The following is a 12,636-nucleotide window of genomic DNA, read 5'->3' as shown; positions in this document are numbered from 1 at the left end:
GAATGCCCTCGATGAGCGGCCGCCGACGGTATACAGGCGGGATGTCTCACAGCATCGACATTCAGACAACAGAGCACGAACTGGCCTTTGAGGGTTTCCGGTTCGTGGCCCGCACCGCCTCGGCGGGCAGCTCGGCCACCGAGCCCGTCGTGGTCCTCGGCGGTTCCTCGCAAGACCGGTTCTCCTGGCTGCGCTACGAGAGGTGGTTGCTGCCGCACGCCACCGTGCTGACCCTGGAGCTGCCCGGTTACGGCTGCGCGGACCCGCTGCCGGTCGAGTACGGCATGGACTTCCTCGCCGACACCGTCTGCCACGCCACCGACACGCTGGCCCTGGGGCGCGTCAACGTCTTCGGCGCCTGCTTCGGCGCCTCCATCGCCCTGCGCTACGCCCAACGACACCCGGACAAGATCGCCCGGCTGATGCTGGGCGGCACCGCGGCGGAGGTCTCCCCCGAGTACGTCGCGTCGGCCAGACGATGGCGCCGCATGGTCGACGACGGGCTGTTCGACGCCATGGCCCAAGACATGGTCAAGCAGTTCATGGCCCCGCCCGGCAACGGAGTCGTGCGACGGCGGGCCGCGGTGGCCCGCCTCATGGGGCAGAGGTTCGCCAGCCTCACCGAGCGCGAGCTGGCCATGGACATCACCCACCACGAACGTCTCCTGACACACCCGTGGAGCCTCCCCCACCCGGCCATCACCGCCCCTGCCCTGGTATTCACCGGCGAACACGACACCATCACCCCACCCGTCGTGGGACGAGGTGTCGCCCAATGCCTCGCGGCCCGCTTCACCACCATCAAGGAGTCCGACCACCTGGTCCAGATCGAACGGGACAGCGACCTCGCCGACCTGATGGCCCGCTTCTTCACCGACCAGTCCCTCGACGACCTCCCCTACCTCAACCCCGTCGAACACTTCGTCAGCGCCTGACGTCGGCCGACCTGCCAACCCCCAGCCCAGCCCGGCCTGCCCGGCCTGCCCGGCCTGCCCGGCCTGCCCGGCCTGCCCGGAAAGGTCCCTGCGACCGCCCCACCGGCCACGGTGTCGACGTTCGCTGCCGCTATGAAGCAGCAGCCGACGACAGTGGCGGCGCTCCTGCCGGCCCCGCCCACATGCGAGCCCACCGACCGGAGCAGAGGAATTCCTGGTCCCGACCGACAACGTGAGCCAGCCATGACGACCGCCCTGCCCCGCACCTGCCCCGCGTCACCGAGCCCCGAGGGCTGGTCTTCAGCGAGGCCAAGACGCGCGTCGTCCACCTCGAAGAAGGCCTCGATTTCCTTGGGTTCAACGTCCGCCGCCACCGACATCGCAAGCGGCTGATCAAGCCGAGCGCGGACGCGGTCAGGCGCATCCGCAAGAGGCTCACGGACGAGGTGCGCGCTCTGCGCGGCCTGAACGCGACGGCGGTCATCGCCAAGCTCAACCCGATCATTCGGGGCTGGGCAGCCTGCTACCGGGGGTGGTGGCCAGCAGCATCTGCACGGTGCTGGATCACTACGTGTGGTGGCTCACCTACCGGTGGGCCAGACGCATGCACCCCAACAAGTCGGCTTCGTAGGTGACGGTCGACGCCACTCGTAGGTCAGTTCTGACTCCACCCGGTGCCTGGGGGACCCGATTCCGTAGGTGCGAAATGACTCCACCTGACGGGCGCCGCTGCGACCGATTGAGAACCCGTTGTGACACAAGGGGCGGATCAGATGCAACTGATCCACAGGTGAGTACGTCGGCGCCTGCGTGCTCAAATCATGAGGTGCCGGTCTGCAACCCCGCGATGAGTCCGTCGAGTATCCGCAACTGGCGGGAGGGTGTGGTCAGGCGAGCCGCGAAGATCGCGTTGATCTGGAGTCCCATCAGCGTGGCCATCGCAAGGTCCAAGAACGCATCGAGATCGCAGGATGGGTTGATCTCTCCCGCTTCAGCCGCAGTGTGCAGATACGAGAGCATCTGATCGCGCCAGCGCGATATCGCCTGGTCGTAGACGCCGATCAGTTCCTGATCGGCTACCGCGTAATTCCAGAAGCCGATGACCACGCGGGCCTCATTGAGACGCTCGTCGTCCAGGGGCATGATCTCGACGCAGAACTTGCGGAACGCGTTCAGGCCGTTGGCGCCGGCGATGGTGCGGGCGGCCCGCTGCTCGGTGGCGGCATTGGCGCGCTCCAGCGCGGCCCGCGGCCGTCTCGGCCTCCATCAGCGCAGGGACTACCAACTCACCTGCCCTGAACGGGGCTTCTCAGACACCCACTAGACAGCGTGCACGGTCCTGGTGCCCATGGTGGTGGCGGTTACGGGAGCGCTGTATGGATGCCCCAAGAGGCCCTGGCGAGCGACGGCTCAAGGCAGAGCGGCGACATGCGGTGCAGCACGGCCACCACCCCTGTCGACGGCTGCTGGTACGCCCGCACCGCTACCTGGTCCTCACACCAAAGGCCCTTACAGCCATGGGACTTGAAGCCGCCTGGTTTCAGCCTGCGAACGTTTCTACCCGCGGATCTTGCGAGAAGTATTGACGCCATTCATGGGATGCCTAGCATTCTCTCGATCGGTACTTCGATCACTGTTCGATATGTCGAACAATCGGAGTCCCGCCACACCCGCATCCGGGCAGCCCTTGAAGGGCCACACCGGAGTCGCTTGCTCAAGGATGACGAGGTCCTTATGCGCAGACGTAGTTTCAGCCTCAGGCGGCCGTCCACGGTGCTCGCCGCTGTGGTCGCGGCCCTGGCCGCGTTGGCGGCGCTGCTCGTCGCCGGTCCGGCTCAGGCGGCCACCACCAGCGACGTGCGCGGTGTTGACTCCGGCCGCTGTCTCGATGTGGCGGGCTTCAGCCAGACCGACGGCGCGAACGTGCATATCTGGGACTGCCACGGCGGAACCAACCAGCAGTGGACGTTGACGGACAGCGACCAGCTGACCGTCTACGGCAACAAGTGCCTGGATGCCCGGGGCGGCGCCACCAAGGCCGGGACCCCGGTGCAGATCTGGACGTGCAACGGCAGTGACAACCAGCAGTGGCGGGTGAACCCCGACGGCACGATCGTGGGCGTGCGGTCCGGGCTGTGCCTGGAAGCCTCGAGCTGGGGCAAGGCCAACGGCACGGAGGCCCGGCTCTGGTCGTGCCACGGCGGCGCGAACCAGAAGTGGACCGGCCTCTCCGGAGCGAGCAACGCATGTGCTCTCCCGTCGACCTACCGGTGGACCTCGACCGGCCCGCTGGCGGAACCGGCGAACGGACAGCTCGCGCTGAAGGACTTCACCACCACCACGTACAACGGCAAGCACCTGGTCTACTCGACCACCTCCAACGGAACGAAGTGGGGCTCGACGGGGTTCAGTACCTTCACGAACTGGTCGGACATGGGGGCGGCCACCCAGACCCAGATGAACGACGACGCGGTGGCGCCCGAACTGTTCTACTTCGCGCCCAAGAACATCTGGGTGATGGTGTCCCAGTGGGGTCAGTGGCCGCTCCACTACCGCACGTCCAGCGATCCCACCAACCCCAACGGCTGGTCCGCCCGGCAGCCGCTGTTCACCGGCAGCCTCCCCGACGGCCCCGACGCGAACCAGAAGAACGCCCCGATCGACCCGACCATGATCGCCGACGACCAGAACATGTACCTGTTCTTCGCCGCTGACAACGGCAAGATCTACCGGGCAAGCATGCCGATCGGGAACTTCCCGGGCAACTTCGGCTCCTCCTACACGACGGTCATGAGCGACGCACGGGACCTTCTGTTCGAGGCGCCGGAGGTCTACAAGGTCCAGGGGCAGAACCAGTACCTCATGATCGTTGAGGCACAGGGGACGAAGCGCTACTTCCGCTCGTTCACCGCCTCCAGCCTGAACGGCCCGTGGACCGTCCAGGCCGGCAGCGAGAGCAACCCCTTCGCGGGCCAGGCCAACAGCGGTTCCACCTGGGCCCAGGGCGTCAGCCACGGTGACCTGGTCCGCAACAACCCCGACCAGACCATGACCATCGATCCCTGCAACCTGCAGTTCCTCTACCAGGGCCTTCCAAACAACACACAGGAACCCGACTACCTGAAACTGCCGTACCGGCCGGGCCTGCTCACCCTGCAGCGCTGACCCGCCTGATCCACGGTGATCGCGACGGGGTGCCGGTCCGCCGCCGCGTGGACGAGCCCTCTACGGCATGGGTAACTCCACCTGCTGACCGATACTCACCGCCTTGAGGACCCCCAGCCGCGCGCCGGCTGGGGGTCCTTTCTTCCGTGGCCTCTCATCGTGGGTACGGGCCGAAGCCCTATGACGCCACCAGGAATCCGCCTGCCGACCGTGGTGTGCCGAGAATTCCACAAGCCCATCCCGGGCATCGGTCCGTGTCGCCGTCATTCCCCTGGACCCACGTCGTCTTCCTGCTGCGCCTACGAGATCATCGCCTCGGCGCCGACGCCCACCTTGGCTTCGTTCACCTTCAGTGACAGCGTTTGTCGACCAGTTTGAGCGGCGATTGGCGATCTCCGGGGGAAGGTCTTCACGAGTTTTGACGGTGCTTCGCGTCAGTGATCTTGGCCTGCGGTCCGTGCGGAGCAGTCGTGTCCGTCGCCGGGCAGGCCCATGACGTTCAGTACGGGTTCCTCGCCCTCGGGGATCTCGAAGGTGAAGTTCGCTCCTGACGCGATCGCCGTGATGAGCCCTGGTTGCCGAAGGTCAGCGCAGCATGCGGCTTCCACGAACAGCCCGCTCTGGCCGAGGCGGAAACGACGTCCGCGTGCTTGAGCCCTGCCGGGAAGGTGCCCGTCCCCCCTGACAGCCGACAGAGGGAGTTCGACGACGTCACGCCAGGTCTGGACGTAGATGAGGAAAACCTCGCGGCTGCGGCAGACATTCAGCTCAAGGTCTCCGTAGGCGAAGAGCCGCGCGGCCACTTCTCGCGATGATCAACCTCATGACCCGCCGGCTTCGGCCGCTCGGCCACCGCGGGGCGGTGTGCGGCCGGAAGCATGTGGTTCGGGCCGTCGAGGTGGGAAGGGAGCCCGGGCGTGTCACCTGCGCATCGGGGCACGGGATCACCGGGTCCGGTGAGACGGTGCGACCGCGTCTCGGCGAAAAGAACGATTGAGACGGCAACCTTTCCGCTCTGAGTGGCCACTTAGGGGTGTACCGACGAGGGCGAGCCGTGGTCAGCGGCGTCACGCCCTCTGAGTTAACACCCTGATCGGAGCATTACGTGTCATCAGACGACCCGAGACCCGCCGAGCAGCCGATGCCTTGGGTTCGCACGCCCCGCCGTAGCCGGATGCGCCGGCGCTTTGTCGCGGGGGCGGTGGCGGCGCTCGCCGCCTCGGTCGGCGTCGGCGCCATGGCGCCCAGCGCGGGCGCCGCGCCGACCGTCGACATCCGTGTGGATGCCGGTACCTCCTTGGGCACGGTGCCCAGCAGTGGTGTCGGCCTCAACACGGGCTACGGCGACGAGCACATGGGGGACGCCAAGGTGACATCGCTGATGAAGGCCGCGGGAGTTCGGCAGCTGCGCTTTCCCGGCGGCTCCGGCGCGGACGACTACCACTGGAAGACCCACACCTACGGCGACGGCAGCGGCTGGATCCCCTCCAACACCGACTTCGACCAATTCATGGCCACCGCGAAGAGGGTCGGCGCCCGGCCGATCGTGACCGCGAACTACGGTTCCGGCACCCCCCAGGAGGCCGCCGACTGGGTCAAGTACGCCAACGTCGACAAGGGTTACGGCGTGAAGTACTGGGAGATCGGCAACGAGGTGTACGGCAACGGGCACTACGGCAACGGCAAGGGCTGGGAAAACGACACGCACGCCGACAAGAGCCCGAAGGAGTACGCGAAGAACCTGGTCGCCTACGCGAAGGCGATGAAGGCCGTGGACCCGAAGGTGAAGATCGGAGCGGTGCTCACCACCCCCGGCTACTGGCCGGACAAGGAGAAGGCCCCCGGTGACAGCGCCGACTGGAACAACACGGTGCTCTCCATCGCGGCAAAGTCGATCGACTTCACCATCGTCCACTGGTATCCGGGCGGCACCACCACGGCCGACCTGCTGAACACCCCCTCCCGGATCGCCGGTGTGACGTCCTCGCTGCGCTCACTGATCGCCAAGTACGCGGGCTCGCGCGCCGCTTCGGTGGAGATCGCGGTCACCGAGAACGGCGCCGTCGGCTCGCCCGCCCAGACCAGCCAGGCCGCAGCCCTGTTCGCGCCGGACACCTACATGACCTGGTTCGAGCAGGGTGCCACCCATGTGGACTGGTGGAACCTGCACAACGGCACGGACCAAGCACCCACCACCGTCCACGGCCAGACCGACTACCAGGACGGGGGTGTGCTCTCCGCCGGAACCTGCGTCGGGGGGAAGTGCGAACCGCCGCGCGACACGCCCTTCCCCACCTACTGGGGCATCCGCTCACTGACCGCACTGGCGAAGCCCGGCGACACCATGGTCAAGTCGTCCTCGCGCAACTCGTCGGTTGCTGTGCACGCGGTGCGGAACAGCACCGGCGGTCTGAACGTCATGCTGACCAACAAGAACCCGCAGAACGCGGCGCAGGTGTCGCTCTCGTACGCCGGATACACCCCGGCCGCAGGGGCGGTCACGGCCGTTTCGTATGCCAAGGGAGACACCGCCCTGACGACGGCGAAGCGGGGCACGGCGGCCGCACAGACGCTGCCGCCGTACTCGATCACGACTCTTCAGCTGAAGCCCGCGCCGGGGACCGCAGGCGCTCACAAGCCGACGCCCGCCCCCACCCCGACCGCCCCCACGCCGGTTGTCTCCGCCTCCGGCACTACCGGCACCCGTGCGCAGGGGGAGATCGGCGCACGCGTCGGCCGGCCGACCCCGCACAGCACGTCCGGCGACCTGGCTTCCACCGGGGCGAGCAACGCTGTCGCCACGTACAGCGCCATCGGTGGCCTGCTGGTCATCGCTGCCGGCGGCGTGCTGGTGCTTCGCGGACGTCGCCGCAGGGGTTTGCACGGGAAGTGAGACCGCGTGAGTGACTGACGGTCCGGCAGCAACGCCACCCATCCGTGGCGTACGCGCCGGGCCGTCGGCCTCCGCGCCGGCGTCAGCGGTCAGAAAACAAGCAAGCGGCGGATCGGCTCCGGGCGCCGGCCGCGCCGATCCTCGACGTCACCTAGGACTCGATCAGCTCCTGGAACATCCGCTCGGCCACGGACCGGACGAGTTCGAGTCCGTCCGCCGAACGCAGTGACTCAAGCAGCCGAAGTAAGTCACGCTGGGACAGACCATCATGCACCGCCTGGTTCAACTGCCCGTACACCAGGGAGAGTTGCATGGTGCCCCGGCTGCCAGGCAAGGAGCGGAATCCCCAACGACACAGCCCCCGGGAGGCACTCCCCCAGGTCGATCGGCTGCACCACGAAGCGGGATGCCATCGCCTATCGACGGGCCGGACCTCTTTCAGCCGTGACCTGAGCAGAAAGTGAGCGTGAGCGTCGTAGGCACTCAAGTTCGGAGAGATCTGACCCGCGTGGCACACACCTAGTTACTGGTGCCCGGTCCAAGTTTCTTTCGGACCTCGCTGTCGGCCGTCGACCAGCTGGAGACGTCCAGCAGCTTGCCGGAGCACCTCGCCTTCAACCGGTAGTAGCCGTCACCGGAGTCCACGAACCGGAACTGCTGGATGGTCCCGGGCCCACTGCGTGACCGCGGGGCCGTCCGCGGAGCTCCGACCGCCCCGGCCAATGCCTTGCCGCTGTTGCGGTTGACCGCGACGTACTAGGCGTTCGCGTCCACAGTGGCCGCTTGCGCCGTCGGCGCGCACGCGCGCAAGTCGAAGCGTTCCACCCGCACTTTGCCGCCGAGGGCCCTGGTGGCATGGTTGAAGACGGCGAAGCGGTAGCCCAGGAAGAACTCCCACGCGTTGTTCATGGTGAAGGCCGGGCCGAGCCGGGTGAAGGTGGTGCCGTCGGTGCTGTAGGAGAACGTCGCCTGGCGGCCCGGCCCCGGGCTGATGTCGGCGGCGGCGCGCAGCCAGACGCGGCTGTCGGACGCGGGGAGGTCGGCGCGGGCCTGTTCGGTGCCGGTGCTGCTGGTGTTCCAGCGGGCGTCCATGGTCAGGCCGTCGAACATCACCAGCCTGCTGACGCCGTCCTGCCGCGTGACGCCGATCCAGGCGGAGGAGTCCCGCAGCATCGCCAGCCCGGCCCGGTCGCCGTCCGCCATCCCGGAGCAGTCGAGCACGACGGTTGCGGTGGAGGCGGGGCCCTGGATGCGGCGGGTGAGGGTGTTACGGGCGTTGTAGAGGTCGTCGGTGACGGTGGCTGTCCTGAGGGTGAGCCCGTCGTTGACGGTGAACGCGGCGGTGTCGGGGTTGTGGTTCCACTCCCAGTACGGCGCCAGGGCCGTCCCCTCGAAGGTGTCGGCGCCGGTCAGCGGCGGGAGCGGGCGCGGGGTGACCGGGTAGGGGTATGTCTTGCCCCACTCGCCGTCGACGAGCTGGAGCTCGGGCCAGCCCTCGGCGTTCCAGGTGACCGGGGCCAGGGCGGGGACGCGGCCGCCGGGATAGGCGTCGATGAAGCCCATGTAGTACCAGTCGCCGTTCGGGGTGTCGACCAGCGCGCCCTGGTGCGGCACGCCGCCGCCGGGGATCGGGCGGGACAGGTCCCACAGCACCTCCCGCATCTCGTACGGGCCGAAGGGGCCTGAGGTGGACTTCCAGATGTACTGCCCGGCGGTGCCGTCGGCCGGGCGGGTGACGAAGATGTAGTAGTTCCCGTTGATCTTGTAGAAGCGGGAGCCCTCCATCAGGCCGAACTCGGCGGGCTTGGTGAGCACGTGCTCGGACCTGACCTCGGAGCGCAGGTCCGGGGCGAGCTGCGCGACGCGGATCTCGTTGGCGCCGTACGCCACGTACGGGGTGCCGTCGTCGTCGAAGACCAGCCCCGCGTCGTAGTAAATGCTGCCGATCTCGGCGTGCCGGGTCCAGGGGCCCGCCGCGTCGGTGGCGCTGTATACGTACGACCGCTGGAAGCCGATCTGGCCCAGCCAGTAGAAGGTCTCGTCGCTGGGGCGGTAGCGCATCGAGGATGCCCAGATGCCCTGGACGTACGCCCGTCCGCCGTTGAGGTCGTACGCGTCGCCGAAGTCAAGGACGGGCACCGAGTGGCCGATGAACTCCCAGTTGACCAGGTCGTAGGAGCGCAGGACGGGCGCGCCCGGCGAGTAGTGCATGGTCGAGCCGGTGTAGTAGTACGTGTCGCCGACGCGGATGACCTCGAGGTCGGCGAAGTCCTGCCAGATCACCGGGTTGGTGAACCGCTCCTGCTGGGCCGTCGTGGCCGCCGCCGCGCGCATCGTCGGCAGCGTGGCGCCCGCGACCAGGCCGACGGTGACCGCCATGACTCTCCGGCGGCTGTGGGGGTGCTGGAGCCAGGACATGCGAGATCAGCTTCCTCACGTGTGGGGGACCGAGAGTGGAAGTTCGATATTTCGGACATGGTTCTGTCTGCCGAACGGGAATATAGGAGGGGGAAGGAGAGGTGTCAACGCCGGGCGATCAGCGGGCAGTTGGCGGCTCGCCCACAGCAGTCGTCGTTCGGTGATCGTGCGCGCTTCGGGGCTCTCGAAGTCGTCCGGGCCAACTCCTCGTGGTCATTCCGGGAGGCTGTCCCCGTCGGAGCCCGGCCAAGAGGGTCTTGTGGGTGCCCTAGTCGTCGACGATCAGATGGACGTGCAGGTGGGCGGGCACCTCCTTGTCGATCCGGATCAGGAACTTCTCGAACTCCGCGGCCCGGTGCCGGCGGTGCAGGGCCGTGATTACCTCGCCCGTGGCGACGTCGAACGCGGCGGTCCCAAGCGTTCCCGAACCGGGGAGCGAGACAATCAGACGAGAGAGACACCGAGTTGAACGACATCGATGCCGGCACGGAAGACTGCAGCACCAGGGGCCTCCTGTTGCTCGGTTGGATTCGACCCCTTGTACCCGTACCTCGGGCAGGCCTCTCACCGGTTTGAAGATGGGTTCGTAGGCAGTTGAGCAGGGCAGTGTTCCGAGTCTGCGCTATTGGGGGATGGTGAGCAGGACGCGGCCGTGGCCACCGCCGGCGTCGACGTGGTCGTGGGCCTTGGCGATGTCGTCCAGCGGGTGACGGTCGCCGACGGCGACGGTGACGACGGCGGCTGCGGAGGTGAGGTCGCGGGCGGCTTGGCGTTTGGCCTCGGCGGGGAAGTCGTCGCTGCCGAGCAGCCGCAGGGTGACGTTGTTGAACAGCAGGGGCCAGAAGGGGATCTCGGTGCGGTCCGTGCGGGTGGCGTAGGCGGCGATGACAGCGTTGTTGGCGGCGACGGCGTTGTCGAGATCGGCGTTGTCGGACAGCGCGACCTCGATGATGCGGCCGACGCCCCGCGGCGCGTACGAGCGGATGGCCGCGGCGGGCTCGCCGGTATCCAGGGCGACGGCGTGGGCGACGGCCGGGTCGACACGGTCGAGGTCCGCGGTTCGGCGGACGGTGGCGATCACGGTGGCGCCGGCCCAGTGGGCGAGCTGGGCGGCCAGGGAGCCGACGCCGCCAAGAACTCCGTGGACCAGAACCAGTTGGCCGTCGACCGGGCCGTCGGCGAAGACGGCGCGGTGGGCGGTGATGCCGGGGATGCCGAGGCTCGCGCCCAGCTCATCAGTCAGATGGTCTGGCAGAAGTACGGCTTGGTGGTCGGGTACGACGGTGTACTGGGCGGCGGTGCCGAAGGGGCGGTAGGACTGGGCGCCGTATACCCAGACCCGTTGTCCGACGCGGCGGGCGTCGACTTGGGCGCCCACGGCGTCGATGACTCCGGCGGCATCGCTGTGCGGGATCACCCGTGGGTAGGGCATGGACGAGCCGAGCCAGCCGCGCCGTTTCTTGGTGTCGCCGGGGCTGACGCCCGAGACGGTGACGCGGACGCGGACCTCGCCGGGGCCGGGGACGGGATCAGGTAGTTCACCGACGTGCAGGACATCGGCGGCGGGGCCCTGGTCGTCGTACCAGGAAGCAAGCATGGGGGTACCTCCGTGGGCAGTCAGCTCGCGGGAGCGGCGGGCGCATGTGGGTCGCTGTCGGTGCATGCGGTGTCGAATGCGGGCGGCTGCTCCCCGAGGGTCTCGCGCAGCCAGGTCCGTTCGGCGCGGCTGGTGGCGCGGGCGGTGAGCAGCATGCCCCGCCGGTAGGGGTCGGCGATCTCCTCGGCACGCACGGGCCGCTCGTTGTCGTAGAAGAAGCTCGCCGGTTCTTCGAGGAACTCCAGCCGTCTGCGCAGCACCGCGTGCTGTTCGGCCACGTCGGGCAGGTGAGAGAGGAAAGCCAGGACGACGTAGAACCGGGTGAAGTCGGTGATCTCGTGGTCGGCGGGCTTGCGCAGGCGCTGAAGCATTTCGGCCCGTCCGGCCGCGGTCAGGCTGAGCACGTACCGGGCCGCCCCCGCGGCCGGGTCGGAGCGCCGCTCGATCAAGCCCGCCCTGGTCAGACGGTTGATCGCCGGATACAGGCTGCCGTCACTGACCGGCCGCGTATAGCCGGTCAGCTGTGAGACGCGGCGGCGCAGCTCATGTCCAGGCAGGGGTCCCTCGGCGAGGAAGCCGAGTATCGCGAGTTCCAGCATGAGTCCATCTTCGCACGCCAACATCGAATCGATGTGAACATCGATTCGATGTTACGCTCGCAGGCACCCGCCCAAACATCTCTGGAGAGGCACAGCAAGATGCCATCGCAGTCCCCCGAGTCAGTCATGAACCGTTTCGTCGAGTTCATCAACACGGGCAACGAGGATCTCGCCCGCGAGGTCATTTCTCCGGACGCGGTGTTCCACGCTCCAAGCCACCCGGAACCACTGCGGGGGCCCGATGGGTACATGGAAGTCATCGGGCTGATGCGCAGCGCCTTCCCCGACGTCCAGTGGACGCTGGAGGAGTCGGTCACCGAAGGCGACACCGTGGCCGCGCGGTTCACCATGCGGGGAACCCACGACGGTGAATTCTTCGGGATCCCGGCGAGCGGCAACAAGATCTCGGTGCAGGCCATGAACTTCTACTACTTGGCCGACGGCCGGATCGTCGGCGAACGGGGGCAGCCCGACCTCCTCGGGGTGATGCAGCAGATCGGTGCCCTACCGGCGCCGTGAACCTCGTAGCACCGCATGAGGTCGGTCTTCTTGATCCTGCGTCTCCGCGCAGACAGCGCCCGTTGCGGTGAGAGCTGTACGTCTTGTCATCGCTGACGTGACCGGGCCGGGTGTGGAAGTGCTCGCAGGGCCGTGGTCGGGGCGGCCCGTGTGCCGGTGACCGCGCCGATCACGGCCTCGGTGCTGTGCCGGGAGCCTCGATGACCGCGGCCGCATCCGGGCGGCGTACCCACTCTCCACCGTGCCCACCGCGTCCGCCTCGCGAGCGGGATCGAGGTCTTCGCGATGTGCGCGATCGATGCCCTCGGCATCCCGGACATGCTCGGCACCGACGCCGTGATCACCTGCACCGACCCCGTCACCGGCGACACCATCACTGTCACCTCCACCGGCGGGCACACGACCGGGCAGCCGCCCACCGCCGTGGTCTACGTCGTCCAGCGCTCCTGCACCGGCCCGGCCGGCGACGTCGCCTGCGGCGCCCCGTTCGAACTCGATATAGGCGGCGGG

General features: G+C 67.9%; 11 protein-coding genes and 2 pseudogenes. 6 read left to right on the top strand and 7 right to left on the bottom strand.

Annotated features, from left to right (window positions below; translation table 11 throughout):
- The first annotated feature begins 41 nt into the window (after positions 1–41).
- Positions 42–935 carry an alpha/beta hydrolase gene (locus AB0E78_RS36590; RefSeq protein ID WP_361842322.1) on the top strand — a complete coding sequence of 298 codons (894 nt, stop codon included), beginning with the start codon at positions 42–44 and terminating at the stop codon, positions 933–935.
- Positions 936–1,381: 446 nt separating this feature from the next.
- Positions 1,382–1,570 (top strand): group II intron maturase-specific domain-containing protein, encoded by a 189-nt coding sequence (locus AB0E78_RS36585; protein WP_361842319.1) that lies wholly within the window; start codon positions 1,382–1,384, stop codon positions 1,568–1,570.
- Between the two features lie 184 nt (positions 1,571–1,754).
- Here AB0E78_RS36585 and AB0E78_RS36580 read toward each other — a convergent pair whose 3' ends face one another.
- Positions 1,755–2,111, bottom strand: coding sequence for a TetR family transcriptional regulator C-terminal domain-containing protein (locus tag AB0E78_RS36580; RefSeq protein ID WP_361842410.1), 357 nt, complete (start codon positions 2,109–2,111; stop codon positions 1,755–1,757).
- A 558-nt stretch (positions 2,112–2,669) separates the two neighbouring features.
- On the opposite strand from AB0E78_RS36580, the gene AB0E78_RS36575 reads away from it, so the two are divergent.
- Entirely contained in the window at positions 2,670–4,100 is a 1,431-nt protein-coding gene (locus tag AB0E78_RS36575; protein ID WP_361842316.1) for a non-reducing end alpha-L-arabinofuranosidase family hydrolase, read from the top strand.
- A gap of 434 nt (positions 4,101–4,534) precedes the next feature.
- Here AB0E78_RS36575 and AB0E78_RS36570 read toward each other — a convergent pair whose 3' ends face one another.
- Positions 4,535–4,903: a hypothetical protein gene (locus tag AB0E78_RS36570; protein ID WP_361842313.1), complete on the bottom strand. Its 369-nt coding sequence runs from the start codon at positions 4,901–4,903 to the stop codon at positions 4,535–4,537.
- A 371-nt stretch (positions 4,904–5,274) separates the two neighbouring features.
- On the opposite strand from AB0E78_RS36570, the gene AB0E78_RS36565 reads away from it, so the two are divergent.
- Positions 5,275–6,993, top strand: coding sequence for a cellulose-binding protein (locus tag AB0E78_RS36565; RefSeq protein ID WP_361842310.1), 1,719 nt, complete (start codon positions 5,275–5,277; stop codon positions 6,991–6,993).
- 519 nt (positions 6,994–7,512) lie between these two features.
- On the opposite strand, the gene AB0E78_RS36560 is transcribed toward AB0E78_RS36565, so the two are convergent.
- The 5 genes and pseudogenes from AB0E78_RS36560 to AB0E78_RS36540 form a co-directional block, all read right to left on the bottom strand.
- Positions 7,513–7,716, bottom strand: a complete 204-nt coding sequence (locus AB0E78_RS36560) for an RICIN domain-containing protein (RefSeq protein WP_361842307.1) — start codon at positions 7,714–7,716, stop codon at positions 7,513–7,515.
- Positions 7,717–7,749: 33 nt separating this feature from the next.
- On the bottom strand, positions 7,750–9,411 hold the full coding sequence (locus AB0E78_RS36555; protein WP_361842304.1) for a glycoside hydrolase 43 family protein: 1,662 nt from the start codon (positions 9,409–9,411) through the stop codon (positions 7,750–7,752).
- 271 nt (positions 9,412–9,682) lie between these two features.
- Positions 9,683–9,820 (bottom strand): annotated as a pseudogene (locus AB0E78_RS36550) (IS630 family transposase); the annotation flags it as partial.
- 213 nt (positions 9,821–10,033) lie between these two features.
- Entirely contained in the window at positions 10,034–11,008 is a 975-nt protein-coding gene (locus tag AB0E78_RS36545) for an NADPH:quinone reductase (RefSeq protein WP_361842301.1), read from the bottom strand.
- Positions 11,009–11,028: 20 nt separating this feature from the next.
- Complete coding sequence (locus AB0E78_RS36540) at positions 11,029–11,607, bottom strand: PadR family transcriptional regulator (protein WP_361842298.1); 579 nt, start codon at positions 11,605–11,607, stop codon at positions 11,029–11,031.
- A 33-nt stretch (positions 11,608–11,640) separates the two neighbouring features.
- On the opposite strand from AB0E78_RS36540, the gene AB0E78_RS36535 reads away from it, so the two are divergent.
- Together AB0E78_RS36535 and merB are read left to right on the top strand one after the other, a co-directional pair.
- Positions 11,641–12,126, top strand: coding sequence for an ester cyclase (locus tag AB0E78_RS36535; RefSeq protein ID WP_361842295.1), 486 nt, complete (start codon positions 11,641–11,643; stop codon positions 12,124–12,126).
- A gap of 285 nt (positions 12,127–12,411) precedes the next feature.
- Positions 12,412–12,546, top strand: a pseudogene (gene merB / locus AB0E78_RS36530) (organomercurial lyase); the annotation flags it as partial.
- Positions 12,547–12,636 lie beyond the last annotated feature (90 nt).

The organism is Streptomyces sp. NPDC032198, assembly GCF_040636975.1.
Classification (GTDB): Bacteria; Actinomycetota; Actinomycetes; order Streptomycetales; family Streptomycetaceae; genus Streptomyces.
Note: the sequence above shows the minus strand (reverse complement) of the source record. Positions and strands in the feature narration are given on the sequence as shown.

Coding starts and splice junctions, on each gene's coding strand:
- AB0E78_RS36590 (WP_361842322.1), top strand. CDS start 42: ATGTCTCACAGCATCGACATTCAGACAACAGAGCACGAACTGGCCTTT.
- AB0E78_RS36575 (WP_361842316.1), top strand. CDS start 2,670: ATGCGCAGACGTAGTTTCAGCCTCAGGCGGCCGTCCACGGTGCTCGCC.
- AB0E78_RS36565 (WP_361842310.1), top strand. CDS start 5,275: ATGCGCCGGCGCTTTGTCGCGGGGGCGGTGGCGGCGCTCGCCGCCTCG.
- AB0E78_RS36555 (WP_361842304.1), bottom strand. CDS start 9,411: ATGTCCTGGCTCCAGCACCCCCACAGCCGCCGGAGAGTCATGGCGGTC.
- AB0E78_RS36545 (WP_361842301.1), bottom strand. CDS start 11,008: ATGCTTGCTTCCTGGTACGACGACCAGGGCCCCGCCGCCGATGTCCTG.
- AB0E78_RS36540 (WP_361842298.1), bottom strand. CDS start 11,607: ATGCTGGAACTCGCGATACTCGGCTTCCTCGCCGAGGGACCCCTGCCT.